We start from the raw sequence: 22,455 nt of genomic DNA, 5'->3' as shown, positions 1-22,455 counted from the left end.
TCTAATACGGGAGTGTGTCGATGTGAGAGAGAATACGAACAAGCAATATGGATTAACGCAAGCCCAGCGCCGGATATGGTTCTTGGAAATTATGAATCCGGGCACATCCATCACGATGCTTTCCGCGACCTACCAGATTACGGGCGAGATCGACACCAAGCTGCTTGAGCAAGCGGCGGCAGAGATTGTAAAAACCTATGACGCTTTCCGAATCCGCATTAGCGGGGATATGCAAAATCCAACGCAGTGGTTCGAAGAGCTGGAGAATGTCCAAACCAGGATAAGCCACCTCGAAATAGGCACAACCGAACAATTCTATGCTTGGGTGAAAGAAGTAACCGAAAAACCGGCGAGTGTGTTCGACGAACACCTCTATCAATTTACGATGATCCATTTTGCGAACGGCCAAGTATGGCTTAATTTGACTATAAATCATATCATCGCCGATGGCTTGTCCGTCACTGCTTTGCTGCATGCGGTGATGGAAAAATACCTGGAACTGCGCAATGGCATCTTCAGCAGTTACCAGGCCCCATCCTATCTGGATTATATTTCAACTGAGCATGAATATGAGCAATCGCAGCGTTATCAAAAAGGCAAGGAATATTGGCTAACCAAGTACAAGACTTTGCCTGAAACGAGCGGCATTAAATCAGTTCCGCCATTCTCGATTGGTAGCGAATCGAATAAACGTTCCATCACTTTGGATGGTTCCCGCTATGACCGCATTCTGGCTTTTAGCGAACAATATCAGGTTAGTTTATATACGTTATTTTTGTCCGCCATGTACGTCTTATTGTATAAGCTGACCGACAGCACCGATGTTCCAGTCGGCACGGTTTTTGCCAATCGCACGAGCAAGAAGGAAAAAGAAACGATCGGTATGTTCGTCAGCACCGTGGCTACGCGGATTAGTCTGAATCCAGTTGGGTCCGTGCTTTCCTTGATCCAAACCGTTTCCAAGGAAAATACGGCGGATCTGCGGCATCAGAAATATCCTTATAACCAATTGATTCAGGATTTACGCGAACAACACGGCCGCAACGATCTTTCGGAGTTGTTCCGCACGTCTCTGGAATATCTACCTTTGAAAATCGTGGAGTACGAAGAAATCAAGGTACGTCTGGAGGCTCACTTTGCTAGACACGAGATGGACGATCTACTGCTGCGCTTCGACCATATGCTGAATGAAGGCCATGTCATTCTCCATGCTTCCTATCGTACCGGCCTGTTCGAGACGACCGAGATTGATCGCATTATGGAACAGTATGTAACCGTTTTGGACCAGTTTCTTGAGACTCCCGAACTGCGGGTGAGCGAGATTTCTCTGTTGAGCGATGAGGAGAGACACCGTATTCTGGACGTGTTTAACCCGCCGGTGGAAGCACTGAGCGAGGGAATAGCGTTTCATCGGTATGTCGAAAAGTTTGCCCGAGACATTCCGGATCACCCGGCAGTTGTTTACATGGACAAAAAGCTGACTTACGGCGAATTGAACAAACGCGCTGAGCGGCTGGCTGCGCTCCTTCGTGAACAGGGCGTGGGAAGGGAGACGATTACGGGGATCTGGGCAGTGCGTTCGGTGGAACTTCTGGTCGGTGTGCTCGCCGTATGGAAAGCCGGCGGAGCTTATGTACCGCTGGACCCCGATTATCCAGCGGAGCGGATTGAGTACATGCTCAGCGATAGCGAAGCATCGGTGCTGCTTACGCAGCGTCATCTGTTGGAGGGGGCCGGAGGTTGGCTGGCCGATGACCGGCTGAAGCTTCAAGCTGTCTATGCGATGGACGATGAACAGATGTATAACGAGGATACCTCAGCCGTGGAATTTGAATCCGCTGACAGTGCCCCACATGACTTGGCTTATGTGATTTACACCTCCGGTACGACGGGACGCCCAAAAGGCGTCATGATCGAGCATGGTAGTCTCGTGAATACGGCGGATGCGTACCGCCGTGAGTACCGGTTGGATCAGTTCCCGGTGCGGTTGCTGCAACTGGCGAGTTTCTCGTTTGACGTGTTCGTTGGAGACATCGCGCGGACGCTGTATAACGGAGGAACGATGGTAATTGTGCCAAAGGATGACCGGATTGATCCGAACCGCTTATACGGCTGGATTCGGGAGCAAAACATTACGGTATTTGAATCGACGCCTGCGCTTATCCTGCCGTTCATGCAGCATATTTATGAAGAAGGGCTGGACGTCAGCTCCATGCATTTGCTGATTACCAGCTCGGATGCTTGCAGTGTCACCGATTACCGATTGCTGCAGGAAAGATTCGGCGGACAATTCCGCATCATCAACAGCTACGGCGTTACCGAAGCGGCCATTGACAGCAGCTTTTACGATGAGCCGCTGGACAAGCTGCCATCGTTGGGTCATGTGCCGATCGGCAAAGCCTGGCTGAACGCCCGGTTTTACATTGTAGATGCCGGGTTAAAGCCGGTTCCTGTAGGGATTCCGGGGGAGCTTGTCATCGGCGGCGCCGGGGTGGCGCGCGGGTATTGGAACCGTCCGGACCTAACCAGCGAGAAGTTTGCAGACAGCCCGTTTGTGCCTGGAGAACGTCTGTATCGTACAGGAGATTTGGCCCGCTGGCTGGAAGACGGCAACGTTGACTTCATCGGCCGGATCGACTATCAGGTGAAAATTCGCGGGTTCCGGATCGAACTCGGCGAAATTGAAACGGCCCTGCTCAGTTTCCCGGGGGTCAAGCAGGCTGTGGTGACTGACCGTACGGATGAGCAGGGGCAAAAGTATTTGTGCGGTTACGTGGCGGGGGATGTTTCCTTGCAACTGAGCGATCTGCTGTCCCAATTGAAACAAGAGTTGCCTGCGCATATGGTTCCGGCCCGGTTGGTGTCTCTTGATCAGCTTCCGCTCACACCGAACGGCAAGATTGACCGTAAAGCGCTACCTGAGCCGACCGGAGAGATAGAAGCCGGCCGTGAGTATGTGGCTCCTCGCACAACGCTGGAAACAAGACTTGCTCTTATTTGGCAGCAGGTGCTGGGTATTGCGCGAGTTGGAGTCCAAGACGATTTCTTTGACCTGGGTGGTCATTCCTTGCGGGCCTCCGCGCTTGTTTCCAAGATTCGAAAAGAGCTACAAGTCGAGGTTCCGCTGCGGGACGTTTTCCGCTACACCACGATCGAACAGCTTGCCCAAAGAATTAGCGGTTTAAAGCAGCAGGAAACCTATGAGATTACAAAGGCGGCAGAGACCGAGTACTATCCGGTTTCATCCGAGCAAAAGCGTCTGTACGTCCTGCGCCAGCTTGACGCGGCCGAGCGTAGCTACAATATGTCGGCGGCGCTTCTTCTCGAAGGCAAGCTGGACCGCACGCGCGTAGAGTACGCATTCCGGGCGTTGATTCAGCGCCATGAGACGCTGCGTACCGGGATCGAGCAGGTTCAAGGCGAGCTTGTGCAGCGCATCTATGACGAGGTGGAGTTTGCTGTAGACTATTTCCAGGCGAGCGAGCTAGAAGTGGACCATATGGTGGAAGCATACTATCACCCGTTTGATCTGACTAAGCCGCCACTTCTTCGCATCGGCCTGATCGAAGTCGCCGAGGATCGCCACATCCTGTTGTTCGATATGCATCACATCGTCTCGGATGGCATCTCGACAGCATTGCTTTTCGACGAGTTCAGCCGCCTGTATCGTGGTGAGGAGCTGGCTCCGTTGCGTATTCAATACAAAGATTATGCCGTTTGGCAGCATTCCGAAGCCTACGGGCAGTTGATCCAGCCGCAGAAGGAGTATTGGCTGGAACAGCTGTCGGGCGAGCTGCCTGTATTGGAACTTCCGACGGACTTCCCGCGGCCTGCGGTGCAAAGTTTTGACGGCCGGACCGTGAAGTTTGATATTGGGAAAGAACGGACGGAGAAGCTGAAAGAACTGGCCGCACGGACGGGCACGACCCTGTACATGGTGCTGTTGTCAGCTTACTCGATCCTTATGCATAAATATTCGGGTCAGGAAGAACTGATCGTGGGAACGCCGATTGCCGGAAGAACGCAAGAAGAAGTGCAGCCAATCGTAGGTATGTTTATCAACACGCTTGCCATTCGCAGCCATCCGGAGCGTTCCAAGTCGTACCTTAAGTACCTGGAAGAAATGAAGGAAATCACACTCGGGGCTTTTGAACACCAAAATTATTTGTTCGAAGATTTGGTGGAAAGTCTTCATATTCCGCGCGCGACCGGCCGGAATCCGCTCTTTGATACGTTCTTCTCCCTGCAAAATACGGAGAATGAGCAAATTGTCATCGAGGGGCTGGAGCAATCGTTTTATCCGTTGGAAAACCGAACGTCCAAGTTCGAGCTGCTTCTGGACATTTCGGAACTGGATGGCCAGCTCGAATGCCGGTTGGAGTACGCTACGGCTTTGTATAAACAGGAGACCGCGGAACGGTTCGCCAGACATTATGACAAGCTACTCGAAACTATCGCAACAGCGCCGGAAGGGGATATTGCTTCGCTGGAAATGCTAACCGAGCAGGAAATCCGTGAACTGGTGCGCGGTTTTAATGATTCGGAGGCAGACTACCCGCGTCAGCAGACGATTCATGGCTTGTTCGAAGAGCAGGCGAAGCTTTACCCGGATAACGTGGCCGCCGTCATGAATGAGCGGCAGCTGAGCTACCACGAACTGAACGAGCGATCCAACCGCCTTGCGCGTAAGCTGCGGGAGACAGGAGTCGAAGCGGATCAGTTGGTAGCGATTCTGGCCGAACGTTCACTTGATATGGTCGTCGGCATTCTGGCGATTCTCAAAGCGGGTGGAGCCTACGTGCCTGTCGATCCCGACTACCCGGAGGAACGCATCCGCTTCATGATTGAGGATTCGGGCGCACCGTTATTGCTGATTCAAAAGCATTTGCATGAGAAGACCGATTTCGCAGGAACGCGCCTTGAATTGGACGATTTCGTTTGGGGCCACAAAGGGGCGGACTCCGCTGATGCACTGGACGCTTCGAATCTGGAACCAATTTCTGGCCCGGGTAACTTGGCTTATGTCATCTACACATCGGGAACGACCGGCAAACCCAAAGGCACGTTGATTGAGCATAAAAACGTCGTGCGCCTTTTGTTCAACGACAAGAACCTGTTCGACTTTGGGCCGTCCGACACGTGGACGTTATTCCACTCGTTCTGCTTCGATTTCTCCGTCTGGGAGATGTACGGAGCACTTCTGAATGGAGGAAAGCTGGTTATCGTACCGCCACTTACGGCGAAAAATCCAGCCGAGTTCTTGGCACTGCTGAGCCGCGAACGGGTCACGATTTTGAACCAGACGCCAACATATTTCTACCAACTGCTGCGTGAGGTTTTAGCGGACCATCCGTACAATCTGCGGATTCGCAACGTCATCTTCGGCGGCGAAGCACTCAGCCCGCTGTTGCTCAAGGGTTTCAAGACGAAGTACCCGGAGACAAAGCTGATCAATATGTACGGTATTACCGAGACGACGGTTCACGTGACGTATAAGGAAATTACATGGATCGAGATGGAGGCGGCAAAGAGTAATATCGGCAAGCCGATCCCGACACTGAGCGTGTATGTTCTGGATGAAAACCGTCGTCCTGTTTCGATCGGCGTAGCAGGCGAAATGTACGTGGCCGGTGAAGGCCTGGCAAGAGGATACCTGAATCGACCGGATTTGACGGCGGAAAAGTTCGTTGATTCCCCGTTTGCGGAGGGGGAAAAACTGTATCGCTCAGGCGACTTGGCGGCATGGCTACCGGACGGCAATATTGAATACCTCGGCCGGATCGACCATCAGGTCAAAATCCGCGGGTACCGGATCGAGCTGGACGAAATCGAGACGCAACTTCTGAACGTGGAGGGCGTGGAAGAAGCGGTGGTGCTCGCCCGTCAGGACAACGAGGGAGAGAAGGCACTTGTTGCCTACTTTGTTGCAGACCGGACGCTGACAGTCAGCGAAATGAGAACCTCGCTGGCACAGGGAATGCCGGGATACATGATCCCGTCGTATTTCGTGCAGCTGGAGCGCATGCCGCTGACGTCTAACGGCAAAGTGGACCGCAAAGCGCTGCCGGAGCCGCAAGGAGGCTTGCAAACGGGCGTCGAATACGTAGCCTCGCGTAACCTTACGGAGTCCCAGCTTGTGAAGATCTGGGAGGAAGTGCTGGGTTACTCCGGCATTGGAGTCCTGGACAATTTCTTTGAGCTCGGAGGGCATTCCTTGCGGGCGACAAACCTTGTCAGCAAGATTCGGAAGGAAATGAACGTTGAACTTCCGCTGCGCGATGTGTTCCGCTATATGACGGTAGAATCGATGGCGGGGGCTATTGCCAGCTTGGAAGAATCAGAGCACAGCTCCATTCCAAAAGCGGAAGAGAAAGCATATTATCCAGTTTCCTCTGCGCAAAAAAGGCTGTATGTCCTGCACCAGCTAGATAGCTCGGAGCTGAATTACAACATTCCGAGCGCCTTGCAATTGAAAGGGACTTTGAACGAGGCCAAAGTGGAAAAGGCGCTGACTACTTTGGTGGCCCGGCACGATATGCTGCGCACCGGTTTTGAAATCGTGAATGGAGAGCCAGTTCAGCGTATTCATCCGGTCGTAGGTTTCAAGGTCGAGAAGCTTCAAGCAAGCAAAGATCAGGTCGCGGCCATTCTGGAAGGTTTCATTCAGCCTTTTGACTTGACCCAGCCGCCTTTGCTGCGCGCCCTGCTGATCATACTTGAGAAAGAGAAATTCCTGCTTGCGCTGGATATGCATCATATTGGTTCCGACGGTCTTTCCATGGACGTGCTACTACGCGAATTTGTGGGGCTTTACAATGGGGAAGAATTGCCGGAGCTGCGGATTCAATACAAGGATTACGCCGTTTGGCAGCAATCCGACGAGCAATGTCAGCGTATCAAACGGCAGGAGGAATACTGGCGTGGGGTATTCAGCTCCGAGCTTCCGGTTCTTGAGCTGCCTCTTGACTTTTCCCGCCCAGCCGTCCGGCAGTTTGACGGTCAAACGCTCACGTTTGCGCTGGATGCGGAGAAAAGCGAAGCTCTAAAACGGCTTGCCGGAGATTCGGGGGCGACGCTGTACATGCTTCTGCTGGCTGCTTACTCCGTATTGCTTCATAAATACGCGGGACAGGAAGATATCGTAGTCGGCACTCCGATTGCCGCTCGTTCTCACGCCGACCTGCAACCGATTATCGGCATGTTTGTCAATACGCTGGCCCTTCGCTTGGGTCCAACGGCAGAGCGGACGTTCCTGGATTACTTGCAGGATGTGAAGGAAACGACGCTTGGAGCCTACGAGCACCAGGACTATCCGTTCGAGGAGCTGGTAGAAGCTCTTCAGGTGAGCCGGAATTTAAGCCGGAATCCGCTGTTTGACACCATGTTTTCTTTGCAAAAGCACGAAAGCCTGGATTTAGCCCTGGAAGGTTTGCAATGGTCGCTGTTTGACATCGAGGAAAAGAGAGCAAAGTTTGATCTTAGCCTGGATATCGTGGAAGAGGGTAACGAGCTGGTTTGCAAGATCGAGTACGCTACCTCGTTGTTTAGACAGGAAACGATGGTACGGCTGGCGGGTCATTACGAGCAGCTTTTGGCATCGATCCTGGCTCAGCCGGGTGCGAGGATCTCGGATTTGAATATTTTGAAGGACAGCGAAAAGCATGATTTGCTGGTCGGGTTTGCCGTGTCGTCTTCGGCTCTGGCGAAGCAATCCGCCTCAGAGGGTCCAGGCTTGGAAGCGGATGAGTCGTGGAGAGAGAGAACGATCCACGAGCTGTTCGAGGAGCAAGCAGAGCGAACGCCGGAGCAGGTGGCCGTTGTCTATGAGGACAGCCGCCTGACTTACCGGGAGTTGAACGAGCGGGCGAACCGGCTGGCGCGATCCTTGCGTGCCTCTGGCGCGCAGGCCGATCAGCCGATCGCGATCATGGCCGAGCGCTCGCTGGAGATGATTGTCGGCATCTATGCGATCTTGAAGGCCGGGGGCGCCTACGTGCCGATCGACCCGCAATTCCCGCAGGAGCGTATTCGCTACATGCTCGAAGATTCGTGCGCTAGGCTGCTGCTGATTCAGAGCCATTTGCGGGAAAGCGCGTCATTTGCCGGGACAGAGCCACTTGGTGGTCTATCGCTCGTCGATCTGAACGATCCATCCGCGTATGACGAAGACGGCTCGAATCTGGAGCTGGCCAGCGGACCGGAGCATCTGGCCTACGTCATTTACACATCGGGCTCGACAGGCAAGCCCAAAGGCGTCATGGTGGAGCACCGTCCGGTGATCAACCGGCTGCTGTGGATGCAGAATGCATACCCGATCGACTCCAGGGATACGATTCTGCAAAAGACGGCGATCACCTTCGACGTTTCCGTGTGGGAGCTGTTTTGGTGGGCTTGGACGGGGGCCAAAGTTTGCTTGCTGCCGCCGGGCGGAGAGAAGAATCCCGAGACGATTCTGGACACGATCGAACGGCAATCCGTCACCACGATGCACTTTGTGCCGTCGATGCTGCACGCCTTCCTCGAATATGTCGAGCGTCAGCCGAGTGAAGATCTGGGTAACAAGCTGTCTTCGCTGAAACGGGTGTTTGCAAGCGGGGAAGCGCTGGCGACATCGCATGTGAGCCGGTTCTGGCAGTGGATTTCGTCATCCGTGAATCAAGCGCAGCTGATCAACCTTTATGGGCCTACGGAAGCGACGGTTGATGTCTCGTACTACGATTGCGGACCGGAAGAGGCGTATGTATCGGTGCCGATCGGCAAGCCGATCTCGAACATCCGGCTGCATATTGTCAAGGAAGGGACGACAGCGCTGCAGCCGATCGGCGTGCCGGGCGAGTTGTGCATCGCGGGCGTAGGTCTGGCTAGAGGCTACTTGAACCGTCCCGAGCTGACCGCGGAGAAATTCGTAGAGTGTCCGTTCGCGCCGGGCGGGCGGATGTACCGGACGGGCGATCTGGCCAGATGGCTGCCGGACGGCAACATCGAGTATATGGGCCGGATCGACCATCAGGTGAAAATCCGCGGGTACCGGATCGAACTCGGCGAGGTGGAGGCGCAGGTCCTGAAAGCGGCGTCCGTACAAGAGGGGGTTGTCATCGCCAGAGAGGACGAAGCCGGTCAGAAGCAGCTCTGCGCGTACTTCGTGGCGGACAAGCCGCTTGCGGCGAGCGAGCTGCGAAGCGCGCTGGCGGAGGATCTGCCTGCGTACATGATTCCGTCCTACTTCGTGCAGCTGGAGCGGATGCCCCTCACACACAGCGGAAAGCTTGACCGCAAGGCGCTGCCCGCACCGGAAAGCAGTATGCTCGTTGGAACGGAATACGTGGCGCCCCGGACGGCGGCGGAGCAGACGTTGGTTGCGGTGTGGCAAAAGGTGCTGGGAACGGGTCGTCCGATCGGCGTGATGGACAATTTCTTCGAACTCGGCGGGGATTCAATTAAATCGATCCAGGTGTCGTCCAGGCTATATCAGGCCGGGTACAAGCTGGAAATTAAGCATTTGTTCAAATATCCGACCGTAGCGGAATTAAGCCCGTATCTCCAGTCGGTCTTAAGACGCGCCGATCAGGGGGCAGCTAAGGGAGATACGGGGCTGACGCCGATTCAGCGCTGGTTCTTCGAGCAGTCGTTCGCCGAGCTGCACCACTTTAACCAGGCGGTGATGCTGTACCGGGAGGAAGGCTATGACGAAGCGGCGCTTCATCAGGCCGTGCGGAAGCTGGCCGAGCATCACGATGCGCTGCGCCTCGTCTTCAGCCGGACCGAGAGCGGGTATGCGGCATGGAACCGGGGCATCGCGGAAAGCGACGGCGAGCTCTACAGCCTGGAAGTGATCGATTTCCGTGGAATGACGGACTGCGCGCGGGCGATCGAAGCCAAGGCGAACGAGCTTCAACGCAGCATTGACCTGCAGGCAGGGCCTTTGCTGAAGCTCGGCTTGTTCCGCTGTGCGGATGGAGATCATCTGCTGATCGCGATCCACCACTTGGTCGTAGACGGCGTATCCTGGCGGATTCTGCTTGAGGATTTTGCTGCCGGCTATGAGCAGGCGCTGCAAGGGCAGCTGATCCGTCTGCCGCTCAAAACGGACTCATTCCAAACGTGGGCGAAACAGCTCGCTGATTATGCGAACGGTCCGGCGATGGAAAGCGAGAGAGCGTATTGGCAGCATATCGAGCAATTGACCTATGAGCCGCTTCCGAAAGATTTTGAACAAGGCAGATCCAAGCTGAAGGACAGCGGGATCGTGACTGTCCGCTGGACGGCGGAGGAAACCGAACAGCTGCTGAAGCAGGCACACCGTGCTTACCATACAGAAATGAACGATTTGCTGCTTGCTGCGCTGGGCCTCTCAGTACAAGCTTGGAGCGGTCAAGAACGCGTGCTGGTGAATCTTGAAGGCCACGGCCGGGAAGAACTTTTGCCAGATGTGGACATTACACGTACGGTAGGCTGGTTTACAAGCCAATTCCCTGTCGTTCTGGAGCCGGGTCACGTCCAGGAGCTCGGTCATCAGGTGAAACAGGTGAAAGAAAGCTTGCGCCGCATTCCGAACAAAGGAATCGGCTACGGCATCCTGCGTTATTTGTCGGCGCCGCATGACGGCGAGCGCTTTGCTTTAGAGCCGGAGATCAGTTTTAACTATCTGGGTCAGTTCGACCAGGATTACGAAAGCAGCGGCTCGCAGCCGTCTCCGTTCAGTCTGGGCTCCGATTCAAGCCCGAATGCTGTGATGAATTATGTCCTCGATATCAACGGTATGGTATCGGAAGGCGTGTTGGAACTTGCGATCCGTTATGGGGAAACCCAGTATCAACGGGAGACGGTTGAGCGCCTGGGCACCCTGCTTCAATCGAGTTTGCGTGAAGTCATCAGCCATTGCGTATCGAAAGAGCGGCCGGAGCTTACGCCTAGTGACGTACTGCTTCAAGATGTGACGGTGGAGGAACTGGAGCGGCTGTCCGAACATACGACGGCACTCGGCGAACTGGAGAATGTATACACCCTGACTCCGCTGCAAAAAGGGATGTTGTTCCACAGCTTGCTGGATGCCGATTCGGAAGCCTACTTCGAACAGGTGACCTTCGATCTGTATGGAAGCCTGAATGTGGAAGCCTTCACCCGCGGATTGGATACGCTGGTACAGCGAAATGAGGCGCTGCGGACCAATTTTATTACCGGCTGGAGAGACGAGCCGATTCAAGTGGTATTCCGCGAGCGGAAGTGTGAAGTGTACTTTGAAGATATTCGCTCGGCAAGAGATGAACACCCGGAGAAGACGATAGCCGATTTTGTCAGCGCGGATAAAGCGAACAAGTTCGATTTGGCTCAAGGCTCTCTGATGCGCGTTACAGTTTTGCGTACGGGCGACGAGTCCTACCAAGTGATCTGGAGTCACCATCACATTTTGTTGGACGGCTGGTGCATGTCCTTAATGATCAAGGAAGTGTTCGACACCTACTTCGCGTTCCAGGAGCAACGGACGCTGGAGCTTCCTCCGGTTACCTCGTACTCTCGGTATATCGAATGGCTGGAAGCTCAAGATGCCGCGAAAGCTTCACGTTACTGGTCCGAGTATTTGGCGGGTTATGATCAGCAGACCAAGTTGCCTCGGGAGAAAACAGGGCTGAAGCAGGGCGCTTTTGAAGCAGCTGAGATCGATGTGGAACTCAGCAAAGAACTGACTGGGCAAATCGAGCGGGTGGCGCGCCAGCATCAGGTGACGCTTAATACATTCATGCAGACCGTATGGGGACTGGTTCTGCAGGTATACAACAACAGCGAAGATGTTGTATTTGGCTCCGTCGTATCCGGGCGTCCAGCGGAGATTCCGGGTATCGAAAGCATGATCGGTCTGTTTATTAATACGATCCCTGTGCGTATTCAAGGCAAAGCCGAGGAGACGGTAGCCGATATTTTGAGAAAAACCCAGGATCAAGCGCTGACATCGGGAGCTTACGAAACGTTCCCGCTCTTCGAAATTCAGTCGCTGAGCGAGCAAAAGAGCGACTTGATCAACCATATTATGGTCTTTGAAAATTATCCGATGGAAGAACAGATTGAGCAGGTTGTCGGCGGAGGACAAGAAGCGCTGAAAATCGCTAATATCCAATCGCCGGAACAAACGAACTACGATCTGGACATTACCGTCATTCCGGAAGAGCATATTTTGCTGCGGTTTACGTACAATGCACTGACATTCAGAGAGCAAGACATCAGGCAGATCCACGGTCATTTTGCCCGTGCATTGGAGCAGGTTGCGGCTAATCCGAATGTTCGTGTACATGAGTTAGAGCTTTTGACGGCGGCGGAAAAAGAAGAAATTGTCGGCGTGTTTAATCCGGTGCAGCCGGAAGTGGCTCCTGTGGCAGCGTTCCATCGACTGTTCGAGGAACAGGCGGAACGCACGCCGGAAGCGGAGGCCATCGTATACGAGAAGGATCGGCTGACGTATGCGGAGCTGAACGAGCGGGCGAACCGCCTGTCGACCACGCTACGTGCAAGCGGAATAGGCCGGGAGACCATCGTTGGCATTCTCGCCGAGCGTTCGGTCGATTTGCTGGTGGCCGTGATGGCCGTCTGGAAAGCGGGAGGGGCGTATGTACCGCTTGACCCGGATTATCCGGCGGACCGCGTGCGGTTCATGCTGGAAGACAGCGGAGCGAAGGTACTGCTGACACAAACGCTGCTGCGAGAGCGTGCCGAATCCTGGCTCGGCGAAGAGGAACTAGCACTGGAGAAGGTGCTGTATCTCGATGACGAAACGTCATACAGCGAAGATCGAGCGAATGCACCAATGGACTTCGGCCAAGGCTCCAGCATGGTTTCAGGTCTGATCTCCAGCGAGCTGACGGGTGCTGTGAACGAACGTAATGAGAGTCACCCAAATGATGTTGATGTTGTCGGTATGGACAGCTTCCATGAAGCCCGTCCGGAGGATCTGGCGTACGTCATCTACACGTCGGGAACGACGGGCAAGCCAAAAGGCGTGATGATCGAGCATCGCAGCCTAGTGAACACGGCAGCGGGCTACCGACGGGAATACCGGTTGGATCAGTTCCCGGTGCGACTGCTGCAACTCGCAAGCTTCTCGTTTGATGTTTTCGTGGGCGATATCGTACGCACGTTGTATAACGGAGGCACCATGGTCATTGTACCGAAGGACGACCGGATTGATCCGTCTCGTCTGCACCACTGGATAGAGCAGGAGCAAGTGACGATCTTTGAATCAACACCAGCACTGATCGTGCCGTTCATGGAATACGTGCATGAGCATGGACTAGAGTTAAGCAGTATGGAGCTGTTGATTACAAGCTCGGACAGCTGCAGTGTGGCAGATTACCGGACCTTGCAGGAGCGGTTTGGCTCGTCGTTCCGCATCATTAACGCCTATGGTGTGACGGAAGCGGCAATCGACTCCAGTTTCTATGACGAAGAATTGGCGAAACTGCCGCAGACAGGCCATGTGCCGATTGGCAAAGCGTGGTTGAATGCGAAGTTTTACATCGTGGATGCACATCTGAATCCCGTACCCGTCGGTGTGCTGGGCGAGCTGGTCATCGGCGGCGTTGGCGTAGCACGTGGGTACTTGAACCGTCCAGAGCTGACGGAAGAGAAGTTTGTAGACAGCCCTTTCACCGCGGGTGAGCGGTTATATCGCACGGGAGATTTGGCGAGGTGGATGGAGGACGGAAACGTGGATTTCATCGGCCGGATCGACAATCAAGCGAAAATCCGGGGCTACCGGATCGAAACGGGTGAGATTGAGTCGCAGCTGCTGCGGGTGGTAGGTATACGCGAAGCGGTGGTGCTGGTTCGAAGTGATGCGAACGGTCAAAAGGCGCTGTGCGCCTACTACACAACGGATATCGAACTGACGGCGGCCGACCTGAAACGAGCGATCTCCAGCGAGCTGCCAGGTTACATGATCCCGTCGTACTTTGTGGAGCTGGAGCATTTACCTCTGACACCAAACGGGAAAATCGACCGGAAAGCGCTGCCGGCGCCGGAAGAGGGAGAAAGTGCAGGGCGCGAATACGTGGCGCCGCGCACCGATCTGGAGACGAAACTGGTCTCCATCTGGCAGGACGTGCTTGGGTCAGTTACGATTGGTGTGACGGACAACTTCTTCGACCTCGGCGGTCACTCGCTGCGGGCGACGACGCTGGTCAGCAAGGTGCACAAGGAGCTGCACGTGGACCTGCCACTGCGCGATGTATTCCGGTACTCGACTATTGAAGCGATGGCTGAAGTGATTAGCCGATTGGAGCAGCAGGAGTTTCTTTCCATTCCGGTTCTGGATAAAAGGGAGTATTATCCGCTTTCCTCTGTGCAAAAGCGGCTGTACATCCAGCAGCAGATGGAAGGGGCCGAGCTTAGTTACAACATGTCCGGGATGACGGTTCTCGTCGGGCGCTTGGAGCGGAATCAATTCGAGGCGGCGCTCAAAGGATTAATCGCTCGTCACGAAGTTTTGCGAACCGGCTTCGAAATGGTCGACGGCGAACCGGTACAACGTATTTATTCGGACTTGGAGTTTGCCGTCGAGTATACAAAGGCGACGGAAAGTGAAACGAAAAGCATTGCGGATGCCTTTGTACGTGTCTTTGATTTGGAGCAGCCGCCGCTGCTGCGTGTGGGCTTAGTTGAATGGGAAGCGGAACGTCATCTGCTTATGCTGGACATTCATCATATCGTCACGGATGGCATGTCGATGGGTATCTTCATCGAAGAGCTGCTACGCCTGTATAACGGTGAGACGCTGGAACCGCTTCGGATTCAATACAAGGAATTTGCCACTTGGCAGCAGTCCGAACCTGTAAAAGAACGGCTGAAACGCCAGGAAGCCTACTGGCTGGACATGCTGGAAGGTGAACTGCCAACGCTTGAGCTACCTACGGACTTTGTCAGACCTGCCGCTCGCAGCTTTGAGGGAGATGTGCTGCCTTTCAGTATCGACAAGCAGATGACGGACAACTTGCAGCGCATTGCCGATGAGAACGGTGCTACCCTATATATGGTGTTATCGGCGGCCTATTCAATCCTGCTCAGCAAGTACTCGGGACAAGAAGATTTCATTGTAGGCACACCGGTTTCGGGCCGCACACATGCCGACCTGGAGCCGCTCATCGGAATGTTTGTCAACACGTTGGCGATTCGCCATTATCCATCCGGGGAGAAGACGTTCCTTGTTTACTTGAACGAAGTCAAAGAAACGATGCTGGGGGCCTACGACCACCAGGATTATCCGTTTGAAGAGCTTGTGAAAAAGCTGCAGGTGCCGCGAGATCAAAGCCGCAATCCTGTATTTGATGTCATGTTTGCGCTGGAAACGAAGGAAGATAACGTTCAAAACTTCGGGGATATCCAGATCGAATCTTATCCGGAAACGCATGCGGTTTCCCAATTTGACCTTACCTTGGTCATTTCGTTGCTGGATGAGGGAATGAACGGGCAGTTTGAATATGCAACGAAGTTGTTTACGCGCAATCTGATCGACAATTTCGCTCAGGACCTGCTCGTGATCATCACCCAAATTGGCGAACAGCCTTCGGTGCTGCTCAAGGATATTTCCCTGAACGGGCAATCCGAACAGGAGCAAGATGAGCTAGAGGCTATTGATATTATTTTCTAATTATTAAAGTAATTGCCAATCGTTGCAGACGAGTTTAAAGTCAAGTCATAGAAGCCGAGTGAAGTCAGGATCATATTCCTGAGTTCATTCGGCTTTTTTAGTTGTTCTCCTTTAATTAGATACAATGGAGTATAGGCCGTCCTGTATACGCAGACTACCGGGCTGCCCAGTTTCCACCTTCACCTCTGTAGCAAATACACCAGGCATACGCCCGTCTGGGAACCAGGGCATCTGTTTATCAATGACAATAAACATACCTTCTGCATCACCCGTGGGGGAGAATTGTTTTCCGTCTCCGGCAAATGGTTCAAGTTGATAATGCTCATTCAATGTGTTCATTGTCTCAGGAACATCATCGACAGGCAGACCGATTTCACTAATACATAACAGATGCTTCGCTTCAAAAGCTTCATCAACTCCATTATCGAGTGAATGGTGAGCGATAAATTCCATCAAGTTGCCGCTTGGATCATAAAAATAGAAGGCGGTTGCATCCCAGTAGGGGAAATAGAATTCATCTTGTCCATCTTTGGATAGCAATGAAATGTTACGGTCTTGAGCCCATCTTTTTGCATCAGCAAGTTTATTCGTTGGAATCGTAAATGCTACATGATAGTAGGGCTTTTCTTGTTCTGGCGCCTTCTTGAAAGAGAGGACCGAGTTCCCCGCACGGAATGAAACGCATGTTGCATTATCCTCCACAAGATTCAGTTCCAGTAGTGTACCGTAAAACTCTTTTATGGCCTCGACCTGATGTGTCAACAAACCAACTTCTCTTATTATCATTTCAACATCCTCCTTTTAATCTCACCTTTGATTGAAATACTCGATTGTTTTCTCAATAAATGCCTTGGCCGATTGCGTCAGGTAACGGTCGGACCGATGGATGATCTCAAAGTGCCGGTATGGCGGATCGTCTGTAATTCGGATGCAACGTAGCGTGGGCTCATTCATGGCTTTGATCAGAGGATAAGGCAGCAGTGTTCCTCCGACGTTGGCTTTGACCAGGCTAATGATGGAGGTTGCCGAACTGGTCTCCATGATGGTATTTAGGGTAAATCCATATTTACGGCAATAGCCATCAACCAATTCTCTGCCTGTGAATCCTTCGGGGAACATCACCGTTTGGATATCACGTAACTCCTGAATTTCAATTGTGCTTCGTTCAGCCCAATCATGATTCTCGGAAACGACGAGTACATATTCTTCACTGCACAAAGGAATGCGTACAAGCCGCCTATCCGGGGCAGACGTGATCTCGATGCCGATGTCGACTTCATTTTCCAACACTTGATTTACGACATAGATCGAAGAGATAACCTTCAATTGTACCTTGGGGAATCGGGCATGAAAATCAACGAGCAATGGAGTGATACGGTAATCCAAATCCGACGGAAGAACACCAATAACCAATCGTCCCCGCTGATCATTCCGAAATTCAGCTAGAGCATCCTGGGTATTCTGTAAATGCCGGATCATCTGTACACAGTGCTCCAGAAACAGAGTGCCTGCCTGGGTCATCACAATCTTTTTGCCGACGCGGTCAAACAAAGGAACACCAAGTTCATCTTCCAACCCACGTATTTGTTGACTCAACGTAGGTTGAGATATGCCAAGTTTCTCAGCTGCCCGTGTAAAATGAAGCTCCTCGCACACCGTAATAAAGTTTTCCATTTGACGAATCTCCATGAATTCACCTCTAATCATTGGTTTTAGTAATCATTTTAATAGAAACAATAGTATTGTTCAATCATTATAATGATCCTATACTTAATTCGTGCACCACCCGAAGATCTTGTCATTAAAGAATAGGATCTTTGGTGAAGGCAACGAGACTACTCCCATGAGGTGATTCATAATGAAACTTTTTTATATTGTATTGGCGCTTATTCTGACTTCACTGAACTTAAGACCACCGATTACTTCCATTTCTCCTCTGATGAGTACCATACAGAATGATCTGGGTTTGAGCGGCATGACCGCCAGTCTGTTAACTACACTACCGGTATTATGTATGGGCATATTCGCTCCATTCTCTGTAAGACTAAGTAGAAGGTGGGGGAACGAAGGAGCCATTGTGCTGGCTTTAATCCTTATTGGGATAGGTACGGGATTACGATTGTTCGTAGGCGCAACTCCGTTGATGATGTTCACTTCTTTTCTGTCAGGTGTAGGGATTGCATTGGCAGGGCCGCTGTTGTCCAGCTTCATTAAGCAGTATTTCCCTAACCGAGTGGCAGCCATGGTCGGCATCTACTCTACAGCAATGGTGATGGGGGCCAGCATTAGTGTGGGATTATCGGTCCCGCTTCAGCAGACGTTGGGTGGATCTTGGAGAGGTTCTTTGGCTACATGGGCATTACTCGCAGCCATTGCATTGCCGATCTGGTTAAAATTAGCTTGGTCTGCGCGTACAGAGCGGCAATCCGGACAAACTTCGGCTGTAGTCCACGCATCACTTCCGGTGAAGAACAGGCGTGCATGGGTGCTGACACTGTTCTTCGGACTGATGGCCGCGATCTTCTATTCATTAACCGCCTGGCTTGCGCCAGCCATTCAGAGCCATGGATATAGCCAAGAGACTGCTGGCAACATCCAAACGTTATTTACATTGATATCATTGCCCTCAACGTTATTCATTCCCATGCTTGTACATCGGTACCAAAGACGTGTCTTCTGGCTTGTTGGATGTGCGATGTTGGAGTTAATAGGTGTCCTGATGCTGAATCTCTCTGTCAGTCCGTGGCTCGCGGCGATTCCGCTCGGTATTGGTGCAGGTGGACTGTTCCCAATTGCACTCATGTTGCCGATTGATGAGACAAACAATGCTCAGGAAGCGAGTAGCTGGTCGGCTATGACTCAATCTGGTGGCTACATTCTTGGAGCACTTGGACCGCTGGCGATTGGTTGGCTCCGCGATCTAACAGGCAGCTTCGTGCAAGCATTTTATGGTTTGGCTATCATCATCGTGTTGCAGATTATCGTTCAATTGGCTATTGGCAATAAAAAAAGGTTAAAAGTTAGCCGGGAGCAGAGCTAAAAGGCATGTGAAGTAAAATGGATATAGAAATATGATCTTTAGACATGATCCAACAAGTCCAGATAGTACTGCCTTAATGCTTTCTGTAAGATGACGGGCTCCATAATCTTAATCGATTTACCATAGCCTGCAAGATATCTCACTATGAAATCAAGCTCGTGAGGTTCATATGAACCGACAAGATACATGTGTCCCCTCTTCTCGATGATCTGCATAGATGGGAAATGTTCTTGCTGGAATAGCTCCATTCCGGCTTCATCAATCAGGCATTTGAATGGAATTGCTTGTTCCGATGGTTTCCATAGAGCTTGGGCATCCTGTGAATAGAGTTCCTTTACATGAGTTAAAGGTTCAATCTCCGTTGTTTCGGCTGAAATGATGCGGTCGCAGCGAAAAACACGATACGCTTGTTTATGCAGATCATAGGCCTGGCAATACCAATAACCTTTCCTGGCATAGAGCGCGATGGGTTGAATGGTGCGGATATTGGTGTTTGCAGAAGATGGCCTTTGATCAGAGGATCTACGCTGATTAGCGTACGTAATCTGGATCACTATATTCTGAACAGCAGCCATCAACAGAAACTCCAAATGTGCACTGTCGCGGATCTGCTCGGTATGTTGGAAGTAAACCCGGTGTTGAATGTTCTCAATATCCTGTCGTTGCTTGTCGGATAACGCGCTCATAAATTTCTCATGAATGGTCCGGAAAGAGACTTGAAAGGGTAAGCTGGAGAAGCTGCGGAGAGCCTGCATCGCAAAATAAAGGGCATGAAGCTCCCCCGTATTAAACGAAATGGGAGGCAGCTGCATCTGTTGCAGCAGTCGATATCCGCCGTAGCGTCCATATTCGACATAGATGGGCGCACCTAACTCTTCCAATGAAGCGATATCTCTTAACGCGGTTCGTTTGGAGATCTGGAACTCCTGCATGAGATCTTGCAGGGTGAACTGTTGTTTTTGATTAATAAAGCGTAGCATCTGGTTCATACGTTCTGATTTTTTCATATCAAACCCTCTTAATGGTGCCATAGATTGGCACCTTTCGTTGTTATAGTGATAAGTGTAATCCAATAGGAACAAGGAGGCAATATAATGAATTTTGAAGTGATACCATTTTTGTCGATGAACGGGGATGCGGCGGCAGCCATTGCTTTTTATGAGGAGTTTCTGGGCGCCAAGGTGATATTCAAGAAAAGTTATAAAGAGATGAAGGAGATGAACCCAGGTTTCGAGTACCCTGCCGGTCAAGATGAGTATATTACACATTCGGTGCTGGAGATTGGGGTTAACAAAGTCATGATTGCGGAAGAAGCAATGGACACGGAGAGAGCATGGCAGCTGGGGAACAGCACGTCACTATGTATTCAATCCAAGGATAAAGATACCATCGATCAACTGTATCATTCTCTGATGCAACATGAGGGCGTGAAGATACTGGTACCGTATGAACAGAATGAATTCAGCCCAGGATACGGTATTGTAAGGGACCCATTTGGCATTGCGATTCAGCTGTGTGTCACTGTGCACGATTTTTAAAATGAGTTCAGGCCCCCGGTTAAGCACTCGGTATGTAAACCTGTAACTAACTTAAAAACATCAAAAAAAGAAGAGCCATGGATATCATGCGCTCTTCTTTTTTCGGTTTCTATACACAGGTCGTTCGAGCAACCAATGTTAAAGCGGACCCCTTTTCGTGTAAATCATATAAGTACGGATGTCGCTGTGTACAAGCAAGTTCAATGGATAAAGGAAAGAAGGGATAACATGATTACGAGAGGAATTGACCATATTGGAATAACTGTACCGGACATGGAGCAGGCGACACTATTTCTACAACAGGCGTTTGGAGCTCAACTTGCCTATGACCATATAACGCCGGATGATCCCCCACAGGAAGGACCCGAGGCAGAGCTTAAATTAGGACTGCGTTCAGGAGCAAAGGTTATTCATATTCGGATGTTATCGCTCGGGGAGAGCGCTAGTATAGAGTTATTTCAGTACGCGAATACAGCGCAATCAGAGCCAGTTAGGGCATCGGATTATGGTTTGCAGCATATGGCATTGTATGTGGACGATATGCAAGAAGCTACACGACACTTCAAGGAAGCGGGCGGGGTGTTGCTAACAGAGCCTGGGGCGTTGACCGGTCATATTGAAGGTGGGGAAGGCAATCAGTTTGTGTATGGAAGAGCACCTTGGGGGATGCTGATCGAGCTGATCTCTTATCCTGCGGGCATTCAGTATCCAAATCACAGTGAAACAAAGCGCTGGACACCACGAAAAAAATAATAAAGATGAGACTGGATAAGAAACAGAACGACGCATGATAAATCGTTCTGTTTTTCTTGTATATAGGGGTTAAACGGTTATTAAAAAACAGAAATTATGTTACAAATACGTTACAAATACAGAAGTGTATACCTCTTTGCCTTATGTTACGATACGTACTAGTAGATACAGAGATATTTTACGGATAAGATAAGTTATAACGTCTCTTTTCTGGACGATGAATATGCTCCGAAAGTATGTTGATGGAACCCTTTTATCCAGGATATTGAAGAAGCATTGAAACGAAGGAACAACTATATATTTTGACTTCACAGGGTTGCAATAAAAATAAATAACAACAGGTGATCCAAAATGCTGCAAATCGGGTATCCATAGTAGAGCCATCTAGAACCTGATGGATACATATGTTGTTATGATTGTTTTTTGCTAGTTAAAGGCTGTCTATTATGGAATGAACTGTGGGGGTTATCAAGTGTCTATATTAGATATGGAAAAGAAAGATGTTGTCACCGATGCAATGGTCATCAAGGCGATGGAGAAAAGTCTTGCTATCATTCGATTCGATCTGGATCGCCGGGTAACCTACGTGAATGAAGTCTTTGCCCAGACGATGGGATATACGGTAGATGAGATGTACGGCATGAAGCATCAGCAACTGTGCTTCGGTCAATTTGCAAATACTCCGGAATATGATGCTTTTTGGAATAGCATATTTAATGGTGTCAGCTTCCAGGACAAGGTTGAACGCAAGGATGCAAAGGGGAATTCCGTATGGCTTGAGGCGACATATATGCCGGTGTACGATGAAACGAATCAGAAGATACTGGGTGTCTCCAAAATCGCCACCAACATTACCAACCGTCAGAACAACATTTCCGTCGTAGTGAATGAGCTGAAAACGATGTCTCATGAACTGAATGGGCAGGCAGATGTAGGCATTGAACGGAGTCAGGAATTGATGTCCAGTATCTCCTATATCTCAGAGGTGTCAACTTCTAACCGTGCAACGCTGACTCATTTGCAGGAACAGGCCGGATCGATTCAGGGCGTGGTACGAACGATACGCGAGATTTCGTCTCAGACGCAACTGCTCGCGTTGAATGCTGCCATTGAGGCTGCACATGCAGGAGATTACGGACGAGGATTTGATATCGTGGCCAAGGAAGTTAAGAAACTATCCGCAATGGTGGAGAGTTCGATTAATGAGATTCGTGATAGCGTGACTGGAATAACCAAGGAGATTGGTAATATCACGGGTGGTACCAAAAAAGTAGAAGAATATGTGGAGCAGAGCCAGAAGCAGATTGAGATCGCATTGAATGATTTTACAGTAATTGCTGCTTCAGCTCACTTGTTGGATGCCAAAGCGGAGCATGTGACCAGAATCGTATAACAATATATAGTAATAGCGGTTCCTTGCACAGGAACCGTTTTTTTTGTCGTTCAGTACTCAAAAAAACGGGAATTATTGTGATCAAACGGGGACACAA

At 51.2% G+C, this 22,455-nt stretch carries 8 protein-coding genes; 5 read left to right on the top strand and 3 right to left on the bottom strand.

The annotated features are described in order from the left end of the window. Positions 1–22 precede the first annotated feature (22 nt). Positions 23–15,634 (top strand): non-ribosomal peptide synthase/polyketide synthase, encoded by a 15,612-nt coding sequence (locus C161_RS02905; RefSeq protein ID WP_036668143.1) that lies wholly within the window; start codon positions 23–25, stop codon positions 15,632–15,634. A 111-nt stretch (positions 15,635–15,745) separates the two neighbouring features. On the opposite strand, the gene C161_RS02900 is transcribed toward C161_RS02905, so the two are convergent. Both C161_RS02900 and C161_RS02895 read right to left on the bottom strand, forming a co-directional pair. Continuing rightward, positions 15,746–16,420, bottom strand: a complete 675-nt coding sequence (locus tag C161_RS02900; protein ID WP_036668142.1) for a VOC family protein — start codon at positions 16,418–16,420, stop codon at positions 15,746–15,748. A gap of 21 nt (positions 16,421–16,441) precedes the next feature. After that, entirely contained in the window at positions 16,442–17,323 is an 882-nt protein-coding gene (locus C161_RS02895; RefSeq protein WP_083684888.1) for a LysR family transcriptional regulator, read from the bottom strand. 169 nt (positions 17,324–17,492) lie between these two features. On the opposite strand from C161_RS02895, the gene C161_RS02890 reads away from it, so the two are divergent. Then, the gene (locus C161_RS02890; RefSeq protein ID WP_036668141.1) at positions 17,493–18,674 is read left to right on the top strand and encodes an MFS transporter; all 1,182 of its coding nucleotides are present in this window, start codon (positions 17,493–17,495) and stop codon (positions 18,672–18,674) included. Between the two features lie 38 nt (positions 18,675–18,712). Here C161_RS02890 and C161_RS02885 read toward each other — a convergent pair whose 3' ends face one another. Beyond that, complete coding sequence (locus tag C161_RS02885) at positions 18,713–19,681, bottom strand: helix-turn-helix transcriptional regulator (RefSeq protein WP_036668140.1); 969 nt, start codon at positions 19,679–19,681, stop codon at positions 18,713–18,715. Positions 19,682–19,768: 87 nt separating this feature from the next. Between C161_RS02885 and C161_RS02880 the strand changes: the two genes are divergently transcribed. The 3 genes from C161_RS02880 (at position 19,769) to C161_RS02870 (ending at position 22,358) form a co-directional block, all read left to right on the top strand. Next, positions 19,769–20,212, top strand: coding sequence for a VOC family protein (locus C161_RS02880; RefSeq protein WP_036606754.1), 444 nt, complete (start codon positions 19,769–19,771; stop codon positions 20,210–20,212). A 228-nt stretch (positions 20,213–20,440) separates the two neighbouring features. Further along, on the top strand, positions 20,441–20,965 hold the full coding sequence (locus C161_RS02875; protein WP_036668139.1) for a VOC family protein: 525 nt from the start codon (positions 20,441–20,443) through the stop codon (positions 20,963–20,965). Positions 20,966–21,437: 472 nt separating this feature from the next. Beyond that, positions 21,438–22,358 (top strand): methyl-accepting chemotaxis protein, encoded by a 921-nt coding sequence (locus tag C161_RS02870; RefSeq protein ID WP_156946076.1) that lies wholly within the window; start codon positions 21,438–21,440, stop codon positions 22,356–22,358. Positions 22,359–22,455 lie beyond the last annotated feature (97 nt).

The sequence above is a fragment of the Paenibacillus sp. FSL R5-192 genome (genome assembly GCF_000517845.1).
Taxonomy (GTDB): Bacteria; Bacillota; Bacilli; order Paenibacillales; family Paenibacillaceae; genus Paenibacillus; species Paenibacillus amylolyticus.
The sequence above is the reverse complement of the archived record's forward strand: the minus strand, read 5'-3'. Positions and strand labels throughout refer to the sequence as shown.